Genomic DNA, 23,431 nt, shown 5'->3' on the forward strand with positions numbered 1-23,431 from the left:
AAAATAAATAGAACAAATGAAACAAGTAGTAGTAATAGTAGCGATATTAATTGGAGGTATCGGATTTTCACAAGATTCGAAGAAAGCCGAAGCATTACTCAATGAAGTGCACAACAAAGTAAGCGCTTATGACAATGTCTCCATCGATTTCAAATATGTATTGGAAAATTTAAGCGAGAATATCAAGCAAGAAACACGTGGTGATGTGACCATGCAAGGTGACAAATACCTACTAAACATACTTGGAGTAACACGTCTATACGACGGGAAAACATTGTATACGATAAGTCCGGAAGACGAAGAGGTGACGGTTTCATCAGACAATACAGAAGATGAAAATACGATTACACCAAGTAAGATGATGTCGTTCTATAAGGATGGTTATACGTATGACATGGATATTATCCAAGATGTCAAAGGACGAAAAATTCAGTTTGTAAAATTGAATCCTATCGACACGAACTCTGAAATTAAGGAAGTCTATCTTGGTATTGATGCACAAACAAAACACATTTACAGACTTATTGAAATTGGAAAAAACGGTACAAAGACGACTTTAACTGTTAATTCTTTTAAAACGAATGAACCGATTTCCAAAACCTTATTTACTTTTGACGCATCAAAATACCAAGACTATTATATCAATAAATTAGACTAGGATAAGCATTCCACTTTATGAAAATACTAGATAGGTATATACTTACGACCTACCTAAAAACATTTTTGAGCGTGTTTGTAATACTCATGTTCATTTTTGTTTTACAGGCTATCTGGTTATATATTGGTGATTTGGCAGGCAAGGACTTAGATGCCTTTGTCATTATAAAACTCCTACTCTACATTACGCCCACACTTATACCATTAATATTGCCATTGACCATTCTTTTGGTTTCTATTATGGTCTTTGGACAGTTTGCCGAAAACTATGAATTTGCTGCAATGAAATCTACGGGTATTTCATTGCAACGTGCCATGAAAAGTCTAAGTGTCTTTATCGTTCTTTTAGGTGTGGTCACTTTTATATTTTCAAACAATGTGATTCCATGGGCTAATTATAACGTTTATAACTTAAGGAAAAACATTGCCCAAGTAAAGCCAGCTTTAGCCATTTCTAAGGGACAGTTTAATGATATCGGTGAATACAACATCAAGGTTGAGGATAAAAGCGGTGAGAATGGGGAGTTTTTAAAAAATGTTGTGATTCACAAGAAAGCAGGAAATGGCTCAAAAAACCGGACGGTCATTGTGTCTGAAAGTGGTGAACTTAAGAGTAATGAAAATTCCAATATCCTTCAATTAGTTCTGTACAATGGGAATTACTACGAGGAGATAGAAACAAAAGACCCACAAAAAATTAGAAAAAAACCACATGCTAAAAGCTACTTTGAGGAATATACAATCAATGTAGACCTTGAAGGTTTAAACGACGTGGATATTGATAATAAAAGCTATGACAATCGTTATAACATGTTGGATGTTTCTGCTTTAAATTACACCATCGATAGTCTTTATGAAAAGAAGGCTTCCAGTCATAGAGAATTTGCCAATACCCTTTATAATAGAACCAGTGCCGCGACGTTGAATGAGAATATTTCACCTAAGAAAGATTCCGTTTTTGAAGGCGACAATGTCATAGACATCTTTGATTACCGAACAAAACTCCAATTATTGAGTTTGGCTGGTAATACCATAAACAGTACTAAGCAAATTATTACGACCAATAAGAAGAATTTCGTCAATAATACGAAATGGCGAAATAAACACGTGCATTCTTTACATGATAAATATGTCTTAGGATTAGCCTGTATCATTCTGTTCTTCGTCGGTGCTCCTTTAGGTGCTTTAATTCGTAAAGGCGGCATTGGTTTACCTTTGGTGGTCGCAATACTGCTATTTCTTACGTATCATTTCATTGGGATCTTTGCGAAAAACAGTTCACTAGATGATTCCATGAATCCTGCTTTAGCAGCTTGGCTCTCCACACTCATCATGTTCCCTTTAAGTATTTATTTAACTCGAAGAGCCACAAAGGACCGACCATTATTTGAATCTGAAGGCCTATTAGAACCTCTAAAAAAACTATTCAGAATTAAGAGCAAGACACTCACTTATGACACAACGCTTTTGGATGTCAACTCCGAAAATTATCAGACTTTAGCGAGTTATGATAACAACAAACTTATTGATGTAATCAAGCATTATAGAGATTATGATTACGGTATCGAATACAAAAATTCGTCTATTGCTATTTTAGAATCGAGGGGTATCACTAAGCAAGAGCTAAAATTTGGAGGTAATCTTACAGACCATTCATATGAAGAGTCTATCAGGCTCAAATACCAGTACGAAGAAAACTCTAAACTTGCTTTCGTGCTATACATCATAACCATTTGTTTGGTTATTCCTGGAAGAATTCTAATGAATAATGAATTTGACAAATTAGGCGGTGCTTTATACCTAACAGGAATTTTCGTGGGTATCTTATTTACATTTGCTTTGATCAAATCACTTGTGGACCAATCTAACTTATACAAGCAACTAGGGAAAAGCAGTGTCGTTAATGCCTTAATCATTGTGTTTTTAGGACTACCACTCTACTTTTTGGCTTATTTTTATCAAAAGAAAAAAATTAACGAAGATCTCAAAACGAGTGTTTTAAAGAAACAGACAGCGGAAAATGAGTCTAAATCCATTGTCAATAACTCCATGGCATTTAAAGCTACATTAAAAGACTATACATCTTATGCTAAGTTTGCTTACATATTCTTCAGTATAGGAATTCTATTAACTGTCGCACATTTTATATTTAAAAACAATGGCGTGCCTCCTGCCACAAGCGCTACATTAGAGTTAGCAATAGTCTCTGCGTTCTTATTTATCATTTATGCCATACGGGCTAGCATCAGTTTCAAAAGGCTGTTTAAATATATCGACGACCCTTCAAATAACCAACATAACCTTTGGACTTTAATCAGTTTTCCTTTATATCCTTTGGTATATCACCTGAGACGCAATAAAATACCAACAGAGGTTTCAGCATAGAAAAAATAAGCCATATCTTTGCATTTTTAAATATTATTTCATGACGACTGATACTGCCCAACAGAAAGCCCATATTCAATTAAATACCATTGAAGAAGCCATTGAAGACATCAAACAAGGTAAGGTGATTATTGTGGTTGATGATGAAAATCGAGAAAATGAAGGTGATTTTATTGCAGCTGCTGAAGCCGTAACTCCTGAAATGATCAATTTTATGGCCATGCATGGTCGCGGACTCATTTGTGCGCCTTTAACAGAAGATCGATGTGATGATTTGGATTTAACCATGATGGTGCAGAATAATACCGTCTTACACCACACACAATTTACGGTATCTGTAGATTTGATAGGTCATGGTTGCACGACCGGTATATCAGTTCACGATAGATCAAAAACCATCAAAGCCTTAGTTGACAGTGAAACAAAACCTCATGATTTAGGAAGACCAGGACATATATTTCCTTTAAAAGCAAAGAACGGTGGTGTTTTAAGACGTACTGGTCATACTGAAGCAGCGGTGGATTTAGCGCGATTGGCAGGATTTCAACCTGCAGGTATTCTCGTAGAAATATTGAATGAAGATGGTACTATGGCAAGATTGCCGCAGTTGCTTGACGTTGCGAAGAAATTTGATCTCAAATTGATTTCCATCGAAGACTTAGTAGCCTATCGTATGGAGCATGATTCGCTTATTGATAAAAAAGAAGACTTCAACATTGAAACACGTTTCGGACAGTTTCGATTACGTGCGTATCAGCAAACAACGAATGATCAGATTCATATAGCGCTAACAAAAGGAACATGGTCCAATGAGGAATCGGTATTAACTAGAGTCAATTCAACCTTGGTCAATAATGATATTTTAGGAACTTTGACCAACAATGCTGATGAAAAGCTCGATGACATGTTTCGGGTAATCAACAACGAGGGAAAAGGCGCTATTCTCTTTATCAATCAGCAAGCGCAATCCATGAATCTCTTAAAACGCTTACGACTGTTAAAGGAGAATCAAGTGGAAGGACAAGTGACCAAAGCACCAAATATTGAAATGGACAGCAAAGACTTCGGTATTGGCGCACAAATATTACATGATTTGAACATTCATAAGCTACGTCTCATTTCCAACAGCCAACAAACCAAACGTGTTGGTATGATTGGTTACGGTCTGGAAATTGTGGATTATGTGAATTATTAGTGCTGTTTTTTTGAGACTAGTAGTTCTAACCTTTCCAATCTCTCATTAAGAACTGCATTTGATATTTCAAGAGTTTCAATAGTTTGTTGTTGCTCCTTTACCGCATTAATTAAAACCGGAATAAGTTCGGTATAACTCACACTCAGGGTTTGCTGTTCATCATCTGCTTGATGAATAATTTCTGGGATAATAGGTTGTACTTCTTGAGCTATAAGTCCAAGGGATTTATAATCTTGTTCTACCCTATCCTTCCAGTTGTACTGTTTGGGTTTTAACCGCAGGATTTCATTAAGACCATATGGTAAAACTTCAATATCTTTTTTTAATCTAGCATCACTTGAATGTACTATAGCGCCACCAACATACACATCGCCACCTTCGTTTTGTAAGTATAAGGGTGCAGAAACGCCATTATTACGCACCATAATCTCATTGTTATCCATGTGCATATTGGTTGCTGTTACGCCTCCCATAGTTAAAAAGCCACCACCAGCCAAAGAGGCATCACTGCCTCCTTCAATATGCAATTTTGTTTGTGGATTAATGGTACCAATACCTATTCTATTAGTACTGGCGTCCACCCGAAAAGTGCCTCCATCAATTTCCAAATCGCCATTATTATCGCTTTGTAAAAATAGAACTGTTCCTGTATTGGTAATAATTTCATTGCCGTCGATGCGTAAGCTATTCCCTATTTCCAACGCACCTGAACCAGCTGTGCCGTTGGCATCTGTTGAATTGGTTATTTCTGTTCGTGCGTTTAGACGAAGAAAATTGTTGTCAAATTCGCCATAAATTAGAGCATTATATGCATTGGCATTACTGTTTTCTATATAGAGTTTATTACTATCCGTTTCATTATAACCAGACTGATAGCCTAAAAAAATATTACCACTACCAACGGAATTGTTATAACCCGACTCTGTACCGATAGCTATATTATTAGTAGTAGACAGGTTTGTCCTCAATGCTAAAGACCCAATAGCAATGTTGTTTGAACCATCATTCATGAACAATGATTCAAACCCAATACCAACATTGCCGATTCCACTTGTAAGACTATAAAGTGAAGAGTGACCTACTCCAACATTTGAATGACCTGATGAGTTCAAATTAAGTGCTTGAGCTCCCAAAGCCACATTTCCTATACCATCATTGTTATTTGCTAAAGCATTTCTTCCCACAGCTGTATTATCAAAACCAGTTGCGTTTGTCCCTAATGAGAAGTTGCCTAGAGCTACATTTCCAACTCCTGTGGTGTTGCTCGTCAAAACGCTGTATCCTATCCCTATATTGTTATTTCCTAAAGTATTACTCTGTAATGCAAAATTACCAATCGCCATGTTTCTTTGTCCATTTGTATTCGCATTTAAAGCACTAATACCTATAGCTAAATTATCGTCATATCTATTATTTTCAAGAGCACCAAGACCTATGGCAATACTCCTGCTAGCAGAGTTATTGTCATATAATGTATTTCCTCCTATTGCTATATTACTATGACCAGTTGAGTTATTATACAGTGAGTACGAGCCTATTCCAATGTTATTTGGTCCAGTGGTTGAATAAGTCATGCTAGACATACCTATTGCGATATTATCATTAACTGTATTACTACCTAACGCAGCAGAACCTAAAGCTATGTTATTAGATCCAGTTACATTGAAATATAAACTCGATGCTCCAATTGCAATATTATATGAACCTGATGAATTGGTAAACAGTGCTTCATTACCTATTCCTATGTTATAATTACCATCTTCATTACTTGATAAGCTTAAAGTTCCTACACCTACATTGTAATTTCCGGCAATATTTGCTACCATAGCATTAGCACCAACTGCAACATTATATACACCAGTATTATTATATAACAAACTATTAATACCCAATGCAGAATTACCTTCTCCAAATTCTCCGAATTGCATACTACCAGCACCTATAGCGGTATTTCCATTTCCTGTAGTATTATCCCTTAATGAAGCACTACCGAGTGCCGTGTTTACTAAACCAGTTGTATTTTGTTGCATAGATATATAGCCTACGCCAACGTTACCAGCTCCAGAAGTATTATAACCCAGTGTCCAATTCCCTACTGCTACATTTTGGAATCCGGTTGTATTGGATAACATTGTTCCATGCCCAATAGCGGTATTGTAATAACCTGAAGTGCTAATTTCAAGGGCTTTAAGTCCAATACCTACATTTCCGTTGTCAGTACCATCATCATTAACACCTGCATCTATTCCTAAAAAAATAGACGATCCATCGTTGGTACCATCTACATCCGATTTCCCATCAGTTAAATCATCTATGCGTTTGGCACCTTTTCCTATAGGTATCCAATCTGTTGTCGCATGGTTATAATAATAAAACCCTGGTGTATCACTACCTACTGTAGTTGTTAAGTACACTAACATAGCATCTTGGTTAACAGTAACACCTGTTGGAAAAGTGTCTACTTTTGGAATTAAAATACCGTCAGTAGCAGCCGGTAAAGCTTGGTTACTAGAACGTACATCCAACTGTGCATTGGGATTGGTATTACCTATCCCGACTTGGGCAATCAGGTTCTTAGAAAAAAATAAGAGTGTCAGTATTACAAATAGTTGTCTCATATCAACCGTTTTAAATTATCTTGCATGAATCTTATTGTTTGATAAAGCTTAATCCATTGACCCTTCCCGAATCAACCATAAACGCTGTAACAGCACCATTGGTCCTAGTAAACCTTACTTGCGCTCCGTAGTATGTGACAAAGGCGTCCTTGGCAATGGATTTCAACTTCAGGGTTTCGAAATATGGAATTTTAACGATGAGTTCATCATTTAACACAGACACCTCATAGGTAATATCTAGTTCGTCATTGTAATATTTTCCAATATATGCTTTGATATCTGTGGGCTCGTTCGATTCTAATGTACGCTTAGCAATGGTTGTTTTATCACCTTGAAGGGCCTTAAGACGTTGGGCCGCACCATGTTCCAATGTTGAAAATTCAAATACGATGGTCTCTTCATTTGGAACCCCATAGGTATTACCCGATCTATTGACAATGGTATACGACCTATCATTCCATTTTTGATGAAGCCAAAGCTCCTCATTTTTTAAGGTAATCTCCACCAGCATTCCTGGTCGTAATTCATAGTGCCCAACAAGTTGCTCTAACTGAAATTTATCAGTGGTTTTCGCAACGTTTTCTTCAGGTGCTGCTTTTGGTGCTTTTTTTATGTCAAGAAAAAGGTCTGCTATGGTGTGAGCCTTCTCCATTGGCATAGCGTCATCGCGATTAGCCAAAATAATGATCGATAACTTTTCCTCAGGAAATCTCAAAAATGCACTTCTGTAACCCTCAAGAGAACCACCATGACTTAAGGTTTCAATACCCTTATAGGTATTTTTTCTTAGTCCAAATGCATAACCACAGGGCTGTCCATTATTAAAAAGACCTTCAGAATACATTTTGGAAATAATGTCATCGGCGCCTTTTCCAAGTTCATTATCATCAAAGTTATGGTCCCAAAGCGCCAGATCTTCAACCGTTGAATAGATGCCACCCGAACCGACCAATTGAAATCGAGTCGTCAAATTTTTAAAACCGCCATCTGTTTTGTTATAACTATGTGCCCTGTTTGACACTAACACCGTATTATCATCGTAGTAAAACGTATCGTTCATTCCTAAGGGTTCAAAAATATGTGTATGAGCAAAATCTTTTAGCGATTGGCCAGACACTTTTTCAATAATGCGCCCTAACAAAAAATAACCCGAATTGTTGTAAAGAAATTTGTCGCCAGGTTGATGATTCAGGGATTTTTGGTTTTTGATCATATCATAGACTTCCTCTTCTGAAATTTCATTCATTAAATCCTTACCCTTCAGATATAACAAGTGCAAATAATCTCGAAATCCGTTGGTATGATGAATTAGATGCCGCGGCGTTATGGGCCATTCATATTCTGGAAAGTCTGGTAAATAGGTTTGTATGGGTTGATCGAGGTCCAATAAGCCTTGTTCTTCCAACAATAGGGCACAGAATGCCGTAAACTGCTTCGAATTGGAGGCAATGTAAAATTTTGATGTTGGTGTGATGCCAACCTCCTGCTCCAAATTAGCCAATCCGAAACCTTTTTCATAGATCGTTTCGCCATTTTTGATTATACTGACAGCACAGCCAGGCTCGTTTTTTAGTTCCCAAGCCATAAACAGACTATCGATGGCTGCTGCTTCTTTTGATTGTCCGACGGCTATGAAGCCAATCAGATAACATACGAGGTATACAATATTTTTTTTCATGATATTTGATTTTGACCACAATGTCATTCAATATTTCAGTTGTAAAAAGCACTACTTAGTGGTAAGTAGTTTTCATGGGTCTCTTGTGTTGTTGAATATGTCAGTGGTTGAAGCGAAAATGAATTCTAATCATTGTTGCAGTTTAATAGACTAACTTAACCATTCAAACGCATCAATGACCATTCACTCATTAGGTTGAAGTCATACCTCATTATTTACTATTTTTATGAGATATGTACCGACGTCTTATATTCATAATAGCCTTTATATCAAGTGTCAACCTTGTAGCACAAGATACGCTCAATATTGATTCGGAGCCGATACTAAAAGTATTAGATTCAGCTTATGTGGATGTACTACCTTATGCGTCCATCCATATCGATAGTACAAAAAAATTACAGATTGAGGCTATTAAGAATGTACCCATGACACCTTATACGCTTTCAGATTCTATAGATTTTGACTCGGATATATTTAGATATCCCATTTGGTTTAAGATACCTATACACAAAACGACCGCCTCGCATCATCAGGATCTCACTGTAGTCGTTATTGAAGGCATGCACTTCGAGTATTATGAAGTGACTAATGATGCAGTAATTAAAGGTATAGGTGGCTTAGATGCTTCCAAAAGTAAGAACGACCTTACGTCTCGCCTTGCATTTCCTCTAAAAGTATTAGATAGTACGTCTGGGACCTTATACATTAAACTCAATGGGCAACGTGGAAACCCTTTTATGCTTCATTTATATGAAGTGGAAAACGCTGAGAATTATATCGCTAAGAGACGTCATGATGCAAGATTTAGACTGAGCTTCTATCCAGCGTTTACGGCCCTCATGTTATTTACAGGCTTATTTTTCCTGTTTCGTTATTTTCAATTTTCTGAGCGCTACTTGCTTTGGTACAGTCTTTACCTCATTGCCATGGGATTGTTCTATTTAGATCCGTTTGAGCGTTATTACGGACAAGCTATTCTTTTCCAACACTTGGACAGACCTTTGAGTGTCAAACAGTTTTTTAGGCCCTTACCTTGGCTTTTTTTCTGTCTTTACCTTAGAGATATACTTGGAATGAAAAAGGGAGATTCCCTATACAAATACTACCAATTCATGTTGTGGAGTGCCATCTTTGCATTGCTTTCAACACTGGTCATCACTGTATTACGCCTAGGTTTTTTTGTCCCCATCCAAAGCAGGTTTTTCATATATGCCCATATCCCTTTGGCAATTACTGGGACATTACTCGCTTGGCAAATTTTCAGAAAAAAGGACACTCTATTTAAGCTTATTGGAGGTGGGATGCTGCTCATAATTTTAGGAGTAATTATCTATCTTATTCTTGCGCTTTGGACCGACCTCGGTACGTTTTTATTCTATGAAATTGGCATTCTTCTCGAAATTTTCTTTTTAAATCAAGCCATTGGCTTAAAAATGAAACGCACTAACAAGGCGTTGGTAGATACTCAAAAAAGCTTGGTGGAGGCCGAACAGGAAAACCTCAAAATCCAAAAACAACTCAACACCGAACTACAACAGCTTGTTGAAGACAAAACCTCTAAGATCATTGCAAAGAACGAACAGTTGATCTCTGAGGAAAAATTAAAGCTGGCTGCAGAGTTCAATCAAAAAATTGCCAATGCCGAATTAAAAGCGCTAAAGGCCCAGATGAATCCGCATTTTATATTCAACTGCCTTAATGCCATTCGGAATTTGGTTCAGCAAAACCAAGACGATCAAGCTATGGACTATCTAGGGGATTTCGCTTCCTTTATGAGAAAAGTCCTGAGTTATTCCGAAGCCAAACAAATCACCTTAGAAGAGGAACTAGAATTATGCGAACTTTACCTCAAAATGGAACATTTACGGTTTAAAGATGGTTTTGAATATGATATTAAAATTGAACCCAATACAGCAATCGATTTTATCATGCTGCCTCCAATGTTATTACAACCGTTGCTCGAAAATGCTATTTGGCACGGATTACTTCATAAAGAAGGTTCAAGGAAAATCACTATCTTAATCGAACAAACAGAAAATGAAGTGATTTGTACGATTGACGACAATGGCGTCGGAAGAACACACGCCTCAAAACTTACCAAGCCTACAAAACGTGAATCTATTGGTATGAAATTATTTTTGGAGCGCTTGGACATCAACAACAAACTATTAGATAGCACTTATAATTACGAGATTATTGACAAATACGAGAATCAAGTCAGTTTAGGAACCCAAGTCAAATTATACTTTGAACTATGAAGCAAGCAACCCTAAAAGCAGTTATCATTGATGATGAAGCCCATTGTATTGATGGCTTGATAACCCTATTGGATAGATATGCCAAGGACATTATAGTGGACACACATTACACGAGTGCAAAAGAAGCCCTTTTAGGATTACGGGAAAGCCAACCCGACTTGGTATTTCTTGATGTCGAAATGCCATGGATGAATGGTATCGAACTCCTTACGGCCATAGGAGAGGTTCAATTTCATGTCATTTTTACGACGGCCCACGATAAATATGCCGTTCAGGCCTTTAGATTGAGCGCTATCGACTACTTATTGAAGCCCATTGATAAAAACAGCCTGTCAGAAGCCTTGAAGCGCGTTTTGAATCAAAATACCTCACAGATCAATGAGGGTATCAAGCAACTCAACCATAATTTGGTGAATAGTGAAACACAGCATCGTATCGCGATCCCAACACGTGAAGGGCTCGATTATATTTTGATTGAGGATATTCTTTACTGTGTGGCCGACAGCAATTATACACACATCGTGCTTACCGAAAATCGCAAATTGCTCATGTCAAAACCTTTGAAGGAACTGACTATTCAATTACGGCCTTATAATTACTTGCGAATCCATAACTCTTATTTGATTAACCTGAACCACATGATTAAATATGTGCGTGGTAACGCAGGTTATGTCGTCATGGCCGACGGCAAGGACTTGGCGGTTTCCCGAACACGAAAACAAGATTTACTCAAAAAAGTAGGGATGGTTTAAAACTATTTTTGACCAATTTTTCAACTACTCAATAACAAACGTTTTTAATAGTTTCTTTTCATCCGCTTTTGGTGTTTCAGAAACAAGCGCATAGTTTCCAGGTTCCAGATCCACCTCGAAATATCCCGTTTCTCCAGCTTCGCAATTGTTCACGCCACCCAAGAAAACGAATGAATCGGGTGCTGGTGTTCTTAAGCCTACAGGATTCATCCAATTAAGCCACTCATAGAGCGTAGTCATATCCGCGCCATCGTTATATTTAACTAAGTTTACATCTTGTCCCGAAAAATGCTCATGTGGCACTTGATCTATAAAATCCACCTTAAATATATTCTTACCTGTGGTTGGTGTTCCTTCAAACGTATACCCTTCCGTACTCGAAACACTTACTGTATGCATAGCAGTTGGAGGCGTGTGATTGGTTGATTCATCCACAACGGTAATGAACTTCCACATTCCATGAGAGGTATGCCATTCCCCATTGATCGCTTTGACATAGCATTCCATCATATACTTTCCAGGGACTAAGTTAATTGTTGAAACCGCGGTCTTTCCAGGAGAAATGAGGCCTGATCCACCATAGCGTTTCACATCGTTAAACCAAGCAGGAATATTCCCAAATGCAGCCATAGCACTGTCAGGTTTCTCCTCAATTAAATATCTCATACCATCATCAAAAGCTGGCATTAAATGATCGGAGATATCTGATGTCACGATAGAATCTGAAGGCAGTTTGTCCATCAAGAAAAAATGAACTTCCCCAGAACGATTTTTATAATGAAAGGTGGTCCACCCAGACCTTAAGGTATCTGCGGTTTCAAACTCCATGGCTCTAGTAATGATATCCACGTGACCGTCATCCTTTACTTTTGTCATTTCCTCTCGAGTGTTTTGATCTGTTTGCTCTTTTTTATCCGATTTACAATGGGTTAAAAACATCGCTACGAACATAAAGGATAGGCATAAAATAATCGTCTTGACTTTCATAATGGTTATAAATTTATGTCTTGTTGGAAGGGTATATTATTATTGTTGATTGATGTTATATTCAAAATCTGCTGTAATGTTGTAGAACAACTCTCCTGGGGCTGTCGTCGGACTGGTGAAATAATTACTGAATAATTGATTTCCAGAATTCCCAATAGTACCTTTGATATGTTTAAGTGTTAGGATTCCTAATTCATTCGTAGTCTCCTCGTACTCAGTGATGCTTACAACGACATTTTTAGACAATAAATTATTGGACGCGTCATTATCTTGATCATTATCATTATCATAAAAAATATCTTCATCATCAACCGATACGATCATATATTCCGTTGGATGATACGTAATTAAACCTGTAGAGCCTGTTTCGAATTCTCCAAGGACCTTGGAGCCTGTACCTGCAGAAAAAGTCATCTCGACACTTCTTTCTACTTGGCCATTTGATCCGATGTAACCATAGCTCAAACTGACTAATTTTTCAGTTCCAAGATCTGTCTCATCAAAATAGACATGACCAAATATAAATATGGTGGCATTTTCTGTATCGTCTTGATTACTAATAGTAATGTTGGTAGCATCCAATATCCCCGTTCCTAATAATGAATAAGTCAAATATGAGCTCCCGTTAGATGGTGTTTGTCCATCTCCATTCCCATCATCGCTACTACTACATCCGCTGAAGGCTAGTGCACAAATCAATAGGGCCACATTTAGAATTTTTGAGGTTTTTATGGTTTTCATAATACGTTGATTTAATGGTTATTATTAATTTTTCAATCCTGACAAGAAACTCATCTCTTTATAGGCGCCTTTTTTGACACTTGTTGGCGTTTTATCGAGTGATTTTGCGATGATACTCACATTATTTTTGGACTTTTTCTTGTCCTTCATTTGCATTTCCAATACCAATCCGTTTGAAAACTGCTCAATGATCTTTGGATCTATATCTGGTAAATCCATGTTTTTTGCGCCACTGAAACTCATAAAATTACTTAAGCTGATTGGTGCATTCGTGGCGTGATATACTTGAAACATGTAGCGGTCATCTTCTAACTGAAGCCCTTTACAATCATATCCCAAAATGGTTTTATTAGGCAGTTCTGTTACTTTATAATCGAGTTTTTTCGTTGTATTTTTTGGTTCCGGAATTGGGTACATCTGAAGCATTTTTTGACCTTGCATATCCATAAACATGATCATGGTTTTGAGTTCCATATCAAATAACATGGTTGTTTTTCCATCGCTTCCCATGTCTTCCATAGACATTTCAGTGCCTTGATAAGTGGCTCCTTCTTTAATCAAGAAGGTCATATCCATCGTTTCTTTCTTCTTACTGTTCATGACCATTTCAGTCTTAAGTTTCCAATCGAAATCATAGGATGCTGGCAGCATATCTACGGTCACTTTGTGATTATTCAATGCTGTTCTAGCCGATTTAGTCATGCCTTTAGAATCGCTTGTATCATAATCGTCTTCATCGATATCATTTGGGTCTTTTTTAGACTTATGCGATCCCATCATCATTTCCATGAGGCCTTGACCAGCCACTTTCTTTTCAATAGCTGGTGGCAATTCCACGGTGACTGGCTTGTATTCATACATGAGCAGACTTTCACCAGGCGGCATCCTACTCATAAAGGATTGGTTATTGGCTGCAGTGGTTTCAGACTTATTTGTATAGATTTCCAAGAGTCTTCCCTTGCTATCAAAAAGTACATAGCTACCTTCGTAACCTGGTTCATTCAAGAATTCAAATTTGGTAAAGGTCTCCCCTCTCATCGTTTGCTGAGTCTCTTTAAAATCCTCGTATCTAAAATGCTCTGGCTCATAGATAAAGGCAAATTCCACAATACCATTAAAAGGGTTCGGTGTCAATCCAAGATCTGTTTGCTTTTGAAAATTAGCCATAAAGGGTTCTGGCGGTAACTTATAAGCCTCTAGCATCATGGTAGGTGCCATCAAGCCCTGACTTTGAACAGCGACCAGCCCTGTTTTGGTGTAAGCGCCATCCTCTGATACATACATAAATCCTTCGCTATCGATATAACCTGGATCTGGCATACTAGGTTGATCCAGCTTTACGGCTACAGCGTCAGCATCAAAATATTGGGTTTGATTTACCTGATTATTCTCTTGAAGCTTAATCACCATATCTTCACGATACATGTTTTGTTTGGCCTTGGTATTGATTTGCAGTGCCGAATTGGTATCTCCATTCTGCTCTGTTGCCTTATCGTTTTTATCGTTGTCTTTTTTGGTAGTAATATCATCGATGGTTTTGCCTGTCTTCTTTGAGACTTTTTCATCAGTTTTGTTTAAGACCGTACGCTCAACGGCCTGCTCCGCCTTTTTCTTTAGTTTTTTTAAAAATTGTGCTTGCGTCGTTGGCGTAACAACGAAACAGCCAAGTAATAGAATAATGTGTTTAAGTTTCATGATTTTGAAAATTTAATGTATTTAACCGTTGTAGTAGCTCGGATTTTACCTGTATCGAATCACTTTATTGTAAAGAATAATGCACATATCAGAATTAATACAAGCCTTAATAATAGCTCAATTGCCCATCTAAAAATGTTTAACCAGGTGTTTTATCATAGGTTAATGTTTCCCCATCACTTGACATAACTGTTAACGTTTCTTGCGTGATTGAGATAATACTGGCATTAAGAACTTCTGAGCCGTAAATAATGGTAATTTCAGAACTATTGGCTAAAGTATAGGTGGCCGTAATAACTCCTAAAGATTCACAGGGACCAGAAGGGTCATCAAAAGATTCTACCATCACTTGGCCATTATTGTTAAATGCTATGCTGCCATTTTTTTCGCAATCGGAATAATTTGATCCAACTGATCTGGATTCGTTGTACCATTTTCCTGAAACCAGAAGTTCTTGGACTGTAGGATTATTTGTACCGTTATCACCATCGTCACTACTACAATTGTAAATAATAACGAGAAGACAAATACTGCATAATTTGATGAGTGTTTTCATAGATTTTGAATTTAAGATAAAAGGAAACCAACGTTAAATCTCCACGTGATACTTAGGTTGATCTCCTTTATCAACTGATTAATAGCTTCTTTAATATTGTTTAGTAATCTTAATCGATTTAATGACTTTATTATTCAATAAAATTTCTAATTGATACGTGCCTTTTTTTAAATGGTCGATGTTGAGATATATCTTCTCACCCGTCGCGTTATTATTGAGGGATTTGTCCATTTGATCATGTCTGCTATTAACAAGGGTAAAATTATACAAGTGGACATTCGAGGTATCGCAATTATGTAGCAATCTATCGCACTATTGTTTCATTACGTATTAAAATACTGATTTTGTGTGTTTTAAGAAGATAATTGCGATTGATATTCGCTTGGCGTTGTGTTATAAACTTCTTTAAAGCATTTAATAAAATACGATGGCGAGTTAAATCCGACCTGATAAGCGATTTCTGATATGGTCGCATCCGATTTTTCCAGAAGAATGACCGCTAATTTTAAACGTTCGGCTCGGATGCATTCTGAAGTACTCATTCCTACGATCGCCTTGAGTTTTCTGTGTAATTTTGTTCGACTCATTTGCATGGCCTTTGCAAAGCGTTCACTGGTAAAATCAGTATTGGTAATATTGGATTCCAAAACGGTTTTTAACTTTTTGAGGAAATTAGCTTCCGTGGAGGTAATTTTTATCTCAGGATGTATGGTAAAATCATGACTGAAATATTTTTGGAGTTGCTGGCGCACCTCTATGAGTTGTTTGATTCGTAGCTTGAGTTTTTCGCTGTTAAAGGGTTTCGTTAAATAAGCGTCAGCGCCTATTTTGAGACCTTCAATCTCATTTTCTTCCCCAGCCTTTGCTGTTAATAGTATGATAGGAATATGACTGGTAAGCTCATTGTGCTTTAGTTCATTACATAAGGCTATCCCATCTTTAACTGGCATCATAATATCACTAATAACGACATCTGGCAGATATTTTATAGCCTTTTCAATACCTGATTCACCGTTAACAGCTTCAATAATTTGATAATCCTGTTTCAGCAGGGACACCACAAATTTCCGGATATCACCATCATCCTCAACGATAAGCAATAGTGGTGCTGTTTGGTCTGCATCAGACATTATATCGTCCTCTGCTAGTTCATCTGAGCATTTATCTTTTATTTCAAAATCCTTGAAAGCGTCCTTATGTACAGGAATGGTGACCGTAAATTGTATTTTATCGGTATCAATAGTATTGGCGATGATGGTTCCATTAGACAGGGTCACTAACTCTTTTACTAATGACAATCCCACGCCAATCCCTTCTGAAGCTTCTTCGCCTTGATAAAAGCGTTGAAATAATTGTCCTAAATTTTTGTTTGAAATATGCTTATTGGTATTTACTACAGACAAAACTAAATTAGCATCCTTTTGATTGGCATCAAAGATAATTTGGCTGCCATCAGGTGCATATTTAATGGCATTCGACAGTAAATTCGTAACGATTTTTTCGATGATATCAGGATCATACCAGACTTTTTCTAGATTATTGATCGTACTATCCATACGAATTTGTTTATCGGAAGACGCATAAGTGAATGCCGCAACGATTTGTTGTAATAACACTTGAAGGTTCCCTTCGGAAACTTCCAAATGCAATTGCCCAGAATCTACCAATGACAAATCCAGCATTTGGTTCACGAGTTTCAACAGTCTGTTAGCATTTTGCTTTACTAAATTCAGTTCCTCTCTATCTTCATCATTTAATTGATCTTTAGACAATTGATGTTCTATCGGTCCGGAAATAAGTGTTAAAGGGGTTCGGAATTCATGTGATATATTGGTATACAGCTTGGTTTTGAAGTCATCGAGCTTTTTGAGTCGTTCGGTTTCGGCATGCTCCATTTGCAGTTGTGTTTGCATATGCCAACGCCATTTTAAATAGCGGTATACCCATATACTTATGGCTGCAAACAATAAGAAGTAACCAATAATGGCCAAGCTACTAGAATACCATGGTTGTTTTATGGTAAATGAATAGACTACCGGATCGTCATTCCAAACACCGTCATAATTACTTGAAATTACTTTAAAATTGTAATCATTAGGTGGCAGGTTTGTATAATGTGCTGTATTCGTATTACCCGATGAAATCCAGTCAGGATCGTGATTCTCTAGTTGATACTTATAATGATTTCTATCAGGTTGCGAATAGTGCAAACTCGAAAAAGTAAAGGTCATGGTATTATCTTTTGCAGGAAACACGGCATCTTGAACAATCTGACGTGGTTTGGCAAACACATCAAAGCCCGTAATCACGGTTTTCGGCTTCACTGAATTATAGGATATTTGGCTCGGATCAAACCAGTTTAAACCTTCAAGACCTCCAAAATATAAGATGCCATGATCATCTTTAAAATAGGCTCCAGTATTGAACTCATTCGTTTGTAAACCGTCATAATTACTGAAATTTTCAATCGCGACTATCGTGTCTTTATTGACATTTACTTTTGTTAATCCTTTATTGGAACTCAACCACAGATGTTGCTCATTATCTGGTAGGATGCCATAGATCACATTATTCGCCAAGCCTTGTGCTGTGGTGAAGTGTTGAATTGATTTAGTGGATGTGTCATAAGATTTTAAACCATTCCCATTCGTTCCTATCCAGAGTATGCCTGAATGATAGTAAAGCGACTTGACACGATCTGGTATGGTTTCGATGCGTGAAATCGTTTCCGTCTGAGTATTCAAGTGATAAAGTCCGCCAGACTCTGTACCAATCCATAGCGTATGAGGTGCTCCTGCCTCAACGGTTCTAATAGCGTTTGAAGACAATCCAGAATTTTCCGAATTATAGCGCTTAACAATCCCTTGGGTTTCATCAAACAGTACCAAACCATTCAAAGTACATAACCAGAGTCTACCGCTTACCGCTTCATATATTTTCCAGATCGACATCCCTTCGGTGGCTTTAAAGGTTTTAAACTGATCATTGTCCACCAACTTTTGCAGACCACTATTTTGGTGTCCCACCCATAAGGTGCCATCTTGATTATACAAACTCATAACACGGTCACTTTCAAGCGTCGAATTATTCGTCGTATACATGCGGTAGGTATCTGTTTTAAAATCAATAGCCGTCAATCCTTTATTAGAAGTTCCTAACCAAACATATCCATCTCGTTCTGCGATAGCTCGCACAAAATCAATACTCACATTGTCTGGTGCTTGCTTGTTGGTGAGCACATTAAATTTGACTAAGTCCTCATCGTAATAACTCAATCCGGAGCCATCTGTTCCGAGCCATACGATACCCGTAAAATCTTCATAAAGACACAACACATCGTTGTAGTGTAAGGCAAAAGGGTTGGTCTTATTGGCTACAAAGTGCTGAATCGTTTCCTGATTAAAGTCTACCAGATAAGCACCATCGCCATAAGTGGCAATCCATAAATTCTCACTACTATCTATTAAAATATCCTGAATGATTAAATCTTGAGGCAGTTGGTTGTTAGCAAAGCCTTCAAAAGGCTTAAAGTCCATGGTATTGCCATTGGCCATAAACAAGCCCTTCCCGTAACTCCCTACAAACAGTCTATTGTGTTTTTTAGACGCTGTAAAAGCGCTAAAATTCACTTGTGTTTCAATAGGAATATGCTGGTAATTAGTATTGTTATCAATCTTTAGAATACCGTTAGACGTTGAAGCTAGTACTTGATTCTTATAAGAAAACAAATCATAAATGGTGCTATTTCGATCGGTTTCATTCAGTATTTGTAGGGTATCCTGAGTCTCGGCATCAATTTTATAAACACCTGATTCATAGGTTCCTAAATAATAGTCATGATTCGAGGTCTGAATTAACGTACTCACGTTTTTGAGCTTATCTAGGTGCTTAAACGTTTCAGAAGTTGCCTCTTTTTTATGGAGTATTCCCGAATTGGTAATGATCCAAACGTGATTTTGTTGGTCTACATAAACCTTCCCTAATTTGCTGTAGGTGCTTCTGGTAATATCTTCAAATTGGTATAAAAAATGGTCAAAGGATTTACCGTCATATTTATTGAGTCCGTCTTGGGTGGCAAACCACATAAATCCGGTACTGTCTTGAGCGATACTAATCACGCTGTTTTGAGATAAACCCTGTTCAACAGTGAGTTCACAAAAGGATACTTGCTTGCTATTTTGAGATAAAGCAATTGCAGTAAAACAGAGAAAGCACCACTTTAAATAAGTCATTATTAACTATTTGTACCACTAAAAATACCAAAAAATTAGTGGATTAAGCTAAAATGTTCAAGTTAATATGGCGGAAGAAGTCATTTTGTCTTTACATTCTCACAAGTGCTCCGAATGCCTCTTTACCCTTTTCATGATACAAGGTTTCAAGAATTTCTTTGATCAGCGTATGATTTCTAGAATCTCTTTTGAATTTTTTATATAAATCGGGATAGTCTTCTTTTAAAATAAGGCGCATCTTGGTTCTTGACATTGGAAAAAACTGTCCAGAATTTAAATCGAACATAACGGTCTGACGTTCACTCGAAGCGAGCACACCTAAAACACCAAACGCCATAGACATACCAGCAATATTATCATCATTCATGAAAATATCCGAAAAGATTAAGAACTGATCAAAGCGTTCTGTTTTAATGTAATGACGCTCACCAGAATAGGAAGAGGCATTTAAATACAAATCCTTACCATCGTAATAAGCGAAATCTACAATCTTGTCGTTATTTTCAGTGTCTTTTAAATGTAGTTTACGCTCAGTACTTCGATTTTGCACCTCGAAATTGAGGTGGTCATTTGGATTGTTATTAGCTAATTCCATATAGGTCTCAAAAAACCCTTGTTGGATATCCGCATTTAAAATTTTGGCTACTTTTGGCTTTGTAACATCAATACTTTTAGGTTGAATCGATATCCATTCCAATGAATCAAATTGCATTAAGCAATGTTTAAGAACAGCTCTAATTCTATCATCGTGCTTTCGGGTCACATCCATACTATTCTTAGTCTTTAAATCTGAAAAACTACCCAATTTTCCGTATGCAGTGTCGTTTTTAAGGAGTACATCCATGCGCACAACCGCTTTACCGGTTTCCTTGAAAGCACCCGTGTGTTCAGAAATAAGCAGTTGATTGATACGCAGTGTTAGTGCTTGCTTCGTTGAATCCTTAGGTGTAATGGTTTCTAAATAATCTAAAATTTCTCTATCGAAATCCTTGCTAAAATCGGCAAGAACCTTTCGATTCATCAAGCCTTTTTGAGCGATTCCGATATTACTTTTAATGATTCTGTTATCAATAATTTCCGCGATGTAAAAATCGCAATCCATTACGGTCTCTGTGTCATTGGGTAATAATTCAATGATGTGAACATCCTTTTTTTGCGCATAGGCGTGAAAGATAAAAACCAATAAGAAGATTTGAAGACTAATTTTTAACATGGCAACTATTTATAGGTATTGTTTAATAATTTGTGCCATTATTTTGGCTCTACTGTGCACTTCATCTTCGGTCCATGATAATTTTACGAGGCATGAGATATTCCTTCCGATAAAATGATCTGATTGCGAAAAGTCTTTCGTTTTCAAGGTGTCCAAGGACGCTAAAATGTCCGAAGATAACGGATAAAGTGATTTGGCCTCCTTTAAATGATGCCATTTACGAACGTAGTGCCAGTTATTATCATAATAATTCCAGCAAGCATCAACACCCCTATTTTTAAAGGCTTCGGAAACCTTATGCGCCAGCTCCAAAGTTGGTAAAAAGAAATTAAGGAACGCATAGCTCTCCTCACCTCCTTCCGGAACTTTTCTAAAAGTGACCTCAGGAATGTCACTCAAGGCATCCCTTAGTATCGTATAATGTTTTTTCTGAATAGCCAAAAACTCTGGTAAGCGCTTCACTTGTGCTAATCCAACAGCCGCATGCAATTCGGAAATTCTAAAATTATAGCCTAAAAACGGATGCCTTTCAGCACCACGATCGTTGCCTATATGGTCATGCCCATGATCACTAAAATGATCGGCATTGACATAATAATCTTTGTTGTTGGTAATCACGGCACCACCTTCACCACAGGTAATGGTCTTCACGAAGTCGAAAGAAAAACAGCCTAAATCGCCGATGCTTCCTAAAGGTTGTCCGTTGAAAGTGCCACCAATCGCTTGGCAGGCATCTTCAATTAGCAATACATCATGTTTGTCGCTTATAGCTTTTAAAGCGTCCATTTGCCCCATGCTGCCGCACATCTGTACCACCATAATCGCTTTGGTGTTATCGGTTATAGCTTCTTCCACAGCTTTGGGATCTAAACAAAGGGTCTCATCAATATCCACCAACACAGGAATGGCACCTAGCATCATAATCGCTTCAAAACTCGCCACAAAGGTGAACGTGGGCATAATAACCTCATCGCCTGCGCCTACACCTGCAGCCGCCAAAGCGACGGACACCGCAGCGGTACCACTGGATACCAATTGCACGTGCTTGGTATTAAAAGTTTTACATAATTCAGACTCGAGAGATTTCGCTTTCCAATGCCCTTTGCGCATGCCATCAAAGCCATAACGCATTAACACACCGTTGTCTAATACATCATTCAGTTCTTGACGCTCAAGGTCGCCAAACAATTCAAATCCCGGCATTCGCGAATTATAATTTAGATTTCAGAAACAGCAGAAACGACTTCGCGCTTTCTGGAGTGATTTCAGCTAAAGGTTCTCCAATGGTATCACCATCAGCATCGACTAAACCTAAACCTGGTGTCGTTGTTTTTTTGGTATAATGAATGCCTAAGCGGTAATTCGCGTGTTCCATGCTCGGCACCTCTAATTGTAGTAAAATGACTTTCGATTGTAACTTCTTGAACGTGTCTGTGTTGAATACGTGGTCGTTTAATAGTGCTGAAGCAGGCGTTTTGGCACCATTGGTCACATACACCAATAGTGGTTTTTGTTCTGCTTTGGCAAGCTTTAAGGACGTATCATGATTGGTTAACCATGGTAATTGATCTTGGGCATTTAGCTGCGTGGCTACTGCTAAAACGACTATGAAGACAAGTTTTTTCATTGGAATTTTTTAATGAATGCGAAGGTCATCCGCAGGTTACATGTGTCACAAATATAAATAAATCAAGAGCAGGTTGAAAGCTTTTTAACTAGATTTCTATGACCGCTTCATGAAGTGGCTTTCTTACTTTTTTAAATCCTGAAAACATATCGTCTTCTGACCGATAGCCAACGGGTAATAACAATACCGATTTTAAATTTTTAGGCTTCAGGTTTAGGACCTCATCAAAAGCTGAAGGCACGAAGCCTTCCATGGGACAGGCATCAATTTTTTCTATAGCGCAAACCGTCATTAAGTTACCTAAAGCGATATAAGCTTGTTTGGTAGACCATTCTTGTCGCTCTTGCACACTCATCTGTTTCATCGTTGTTTTTAAGTTGTTGCGATACGGCTCTAAAATGGTTTCTGGTGTCTCACGAATGTTTTTGACGTTGTCAAAAAAGCTGTCTACATCAGTATCTGAGATATTATCTTGAATACAAAACACCAAGAGATGAGAAGCGTCTACGACCTGTGGTTGTTGGTAGGCATGTTTAACTAATTGCGCTCTTAGCACTTTGTCCTCAATGACTAATAAGCTAATGGTTTGCAGGCCAAAGGAGGTAGCAGTTAAATTAAAGGCTTGTTTAATAATCTGTAGCTTGTCGTCGGGCAAGGTACGTGATGCATCAAACTTTTTGGTGGCATAACGCCATTTGAGCTGATCAATGGTATTCATATCAGGAGGTCATTTTTCTGCAAAAGTAAGGATAGAAGGCGCATTATCAGTGTTTAGAATCATAAAATTAATCTATGCTTGTATAAAGGCTCTTAAAAAAAGCGATTTTTATTTGAAAG

Annotated in this window: 16 protein-coding genes; 5 read left to right on the forward strand and 11 right to left on the reverse strand. The window is 37.6% G+C overall.

Annotated elements, in window-relative coordinates; translation table 11 throughout:
• Window positions 1-16 precede the first annotated feature (16 nt).
• The 3 genes from ACU8DI_RS07860 to ribB are packed head-to-tail and all read left to right on the forward strand — an operon-like array spanning window position 17 to window position 4,237.
• The gene (locus tag ACU8DI_RS07860) at window positions 17-658 is read left to right on the forward strand and encodes a LolA family protein (protein WP_447112218.1); all 642 of its coding nucleotides are present in this window, start codon (window positions 17-19) and stop codon (window positions 656-658) included.
• A 17-nt stretch (window positions 659-675) separates the two neighbouring features.
• Window positions 676-3,042 carry an LptF/LptG family permease gene (locus ACU8DI_RS07865; RefSeq protein ID WP_447112219.1) on the forward strand — a complete coding sequence of 789 codons (2,367 nt, stop codon included), beginning with the start codon at window positions 676-678 and terminating at the stop codon, window positions 3,040-3,042.
• A gap of 40 nt (window positions 3,043-3,082) precedes the next feature.
• The gene (gene ribB / locus ACU8DI_RS07870) at window positions 3,083-4,237 is read left to right on the forward strand and encodes a 3,4-dihydroxy-2-butanone-4-phosphate synthase (RefSeq protein WP_447112220.1); all 1,155 of its coding nucleotides are present in this window, start codon (window positions 3,083-3,085) and stop codon (window positions 4,235-4,237) included.
• On the opposite strand, the gene ACU8DI_RS07875 is transcribed toward ribB, so the two are convergent.
• Together ACU8DI_RS07875 and ACU8DI_RS07880 are read right to left on the reverse strand one after the other, a co-directional pair.
• Entirely contained in the window at window positions 4,234-6,855 is a 2,622-nt protein-coding gene (locus ACU8DI_RS07875) for a tail fiber domain-containing protein (protein WP_447112221.1), read from the reverse strand. The genes ribB and ACU8DI_RS07875 overlap by 4 nt on opposite strands.
• A gap of 31 nt (window positions 6,856-6,886) precedes the next feature.
• The gene (locus ACU8DI_RS07880) at window positions 6,887-8,533 is read right to left on the reverse strand and encodes a serine hydrolase (RefSeq protein WP_447112222.1); all 1,647 of its coding nucleotides are present in this window, start codon (window positions 8,531-8,533) and stop codon (window positions 6,887-6,889) included.
• A gap of 233 nt (window positions 8,534-8,766) precedes the next feature.
• Between ACU8DI_RS07880 and ACU8DI_RS07885 the strand changes: the two genes are divergently transcribed.
• On the forward strand, window positions 8,767-10,791 hold the full coding sequence (locus tag ACU8DI_RS07885) for a sensor histidine kinase (protein WP_447112223.1): 2,025 nt from the start codon (window positions 8,767-8,769) through the stop codon (window positions 10,789-10,791).
• Window positions 10,788-11,543 carry a LytR/AlgR family response regulator transcription factor gene (locus ACU8DI_RS07890; RefSeq protein WP_447112224.1) on the forward strand — a complete coding sequence of 252 codons (756 nt, stop codon included), beginning with the start codon at window positions 10,788-10,790 and terminating at the stop codon, window positions 11,541-11,543. Before ACU8DI_RS07885 ends, ACU8DI_RS07890 begins: the two co-directional genes overlap by 4 nt.
• A 24-nt stretch (window positions 11,544-11,567) precedes the next feature.
• Here the strand turns inward: ACU8DI_RS07890 and ACU8DI_RS07895 are convergent, their stop codons facing one another.
• From ACU8DI_RS07895 to ACU8DI_RS07935, 9 genes are all read right to left on the reverse strand, one after another.
• A complete protein-coding gene (locus ACU8DI_RS07895; protein WP_447112225.1) occupies window positions 11,568-12,530 on the reverse strand; it encodes a hypothetical protein in 963 nt (320 codons plus the stop codon).
• 39 nt (window positions 12,531-12,569) lie between these two features.
• Entirely contained in the window at window positions 12,570-13,271 is a 702-nt protein-coding gene (locus ACU8DI_RS07900) for a hypothetical protein (RefSeq protein WP_447112226.1), read from the reverse strand.
• A gap of 24 nt (window positions 13,272-13,295) precedes the next feature.
• Window positions 13,296-14,966 carry a hypothetical protein gene (locus ACU8DI_RS07905; protein ID WP_447112227.1) on the reverse strand — a complete coding sequence of 557 codons (1,671 nt, stop codon included), beginning with the start codon at window positions 14,964-14,966 and terminating at the stop codon, window positions 13,296-13,298.
• A 139-nt stretch (window positions 14,967-15,105) separates the two neighbouring features.
• Window positions 15,106-15,522 carry a lipocalin family protein gene (locus tag ACU8DI_RS07910; RefSeq protein ID WP_447112228.1) on the reverse strand — a complete coding sequence of 139 codons (417 nt, stop codon included), beginning with the start codon at window positions 15,520-15,522 and terminating at the stop codon, window positions 15,106-15,108.
• A gap of 353 nt (window positions 15,523-15,875) precedes the next feature.
• Window positions 15,876-19,754, reverse strand: coding sequence for a hybrid sensor histidine kinase/response regulator transcription factor (locus ACU8DI_RS07915; RefSeq protein ID WP_447112229.1), 3,879 nt, complete (start codon window positions 19,752-19,754; stop codon window positions 15,876-15,878).
• A gap of 91 nt (window positions 19,755-19,845) precedes the next feature.
• The gene (locus ACU8DI_RS07920) at window positions 19,846-20,967 is read right to left on the reverse strand and encodes a hypothetical protein (protein WP_447112230.1); all 1,122 of its coding nucleotides are present in this window, start codon (window positions 20,965-20,967) and stop codon (window positions 19,846-19,848) included.
• A 9-nt stretch (window positions 20,968-20,976) separates the two neighbouring features.
• The gene (locus ACU8DI_RS07925) at window positions 20,977-22,170 is read right to left on the reverse strand and encodes a DegT/DnrJ/EryC1/StrS family aminotransferase (protein WP_447112231.1); all 1,194 of its coding nucleotides are present in this window, start codon (window positions 22,168-22,170) and stop codon (window positions 20,977-20,979) included.
• A 7-nt stretch (window positions 22,171-22,177) separates the two neighbouring features.
• On the reverse strand, window positions 22,178-22,594 hold the full coding sequence (locus tag ACU8DI_RS07930; RefSeq protein WP_447112232.1) for a thioredoxin family protein: 417 nt from the start codon (window positions 22,592-22,594) through the stop codon (window positions 22,178-22,180).
• A gap of 88 nt (window positions 22,595-22,682) precedes the next feature.
• On the reverse strand, window positions 22,683-23,312 hold the full coding sequence (locus ACU8DI_RS07935; protein ID WP_447112233.1) for an NAD(P)H-dependent oxidoreductase: 630 nt from the start codon (window positions 23,310-23,312) through the stop codon (window positions 22,683-22,685).
• Between the last annotated feature and the right edge of the window lie 119 nt (window positions 23,313-23,431).

Source organism: Psychroserpens sp. BH13MA-6 (assembly GCF_052983595.1).

Bases quoted from the DNA above. Each gene is read 5' to 3' on its own strand.
- ACU8DI_RS07890 (WP_447112224.1), top strand. From the start codon at position 10,788: ATGAAGCAAGCAACCCTAAAAGCAGTTATCATTGATGATGAAGCCCAT.
- ACU8DI_RS07935 (WP_447112233.1), bottom strand. From the start codon at position 23,312: ATGAATACCATTGATCAGCTCAAATGGCGTTATGCCACCAAAAAGTTT.
- ACU8DI_RS07865 (WP_447112219.1), top strand. From the start codon at position 676: ATGAAAATACTAGATAGGTATATACTTACGACCTACCTAAAAACATTT.
- ACU8DI_RS07900 (WP_447112226.1), bottom strand. From the start codon at position 13,271: ATGAAAACCATAAAAACCTCAAAAATTCTAAATGTGGCCCTATTGATT.
- ACU8DI_RS07880 (WP_447112222.1), bottom strand. From the start codon at position 8,533: ATGAAAAAAAATATTGTATACCTCGTATGTTATCTGATTGGCTTCATA.
- ACU8DI_RS07910 (WP_447112228.1), bottom strand. From the start codon at position 15,522: ATGAAAACACTCATCAAATTATGCAGTATTTGTCTTCTCGTTATTATT.
- ACU8DI_RS07895 (WP_447112225.1), bottom strand. From the start codon at position 12,530: ATGAAAGTCAAGACGATTATTTTATGCCTATCCTTTATGTTCGTAGCG.
- ACU8DI_RS07885 (WP_447112223.1), top strand. From the start codon at position 8,767: ATGTACCGACGTCTTATATTCATAATAGCCTTTATATCAAGTGTCAAC.
- ACU8DI_RS07930 (WP_447112232.1), bottom strand. From the start codon at position 22,594: ATGAAAAAACTTGTCTTCATAGTCGTTTTAGCAGTAGCCACGCAGCTA.
- ACU8DI_RS07860 (WP_447112218.1), top strand. From the start codon at position 17: ATGAAACAAGTAGTAGTAATAGTAGCGATATTAATTGGAGGTATCGGA.
- ACU8DI_RS07925 (WP_447112231.1), bottom strand. From the start codon at position 22,170: ATGCCGGGATTTGAATTGTTTGGCGACCTTGAGCGTCAAGAACTGAAT.
- ACU8DI_RS07920 (WP_447112230.1), bottom strand. From the start codon at position 20,967: ATGTTAAAAATTAGTCTTCAAATCTTCTTATTGGTTTTTATCTTTCAC.
- ACU8DI_RS07915 (WP_447112229.1), bottom strand. From the start codon at position 19,754: ATGACTTATTTAAAGTGGTGCTTTCTCTGTTTTACTGCAATTGCTTTA.
- ACU8DI_RS07875 (WP_447112221.1), bottom strand. From the start codon at position 6,855: ATGAGACAACTATTTGTAATACTGACACTCTTATTTTTTTCTAAGAAC.
- ribB (WP_447112220.1), top strand. From the start codon at position 3,083: ATGACGACTGATACTGCCCAACAGAAAGCCCATATTCAATTAAATACC.
- ACU8DI_RS07905 (WP_447112227.1), bottom strand. From the start codon at position 14,966: ATGAAACTTAAACACATTATTCTATTACTTGGCTGTTTCGTTGTTACG.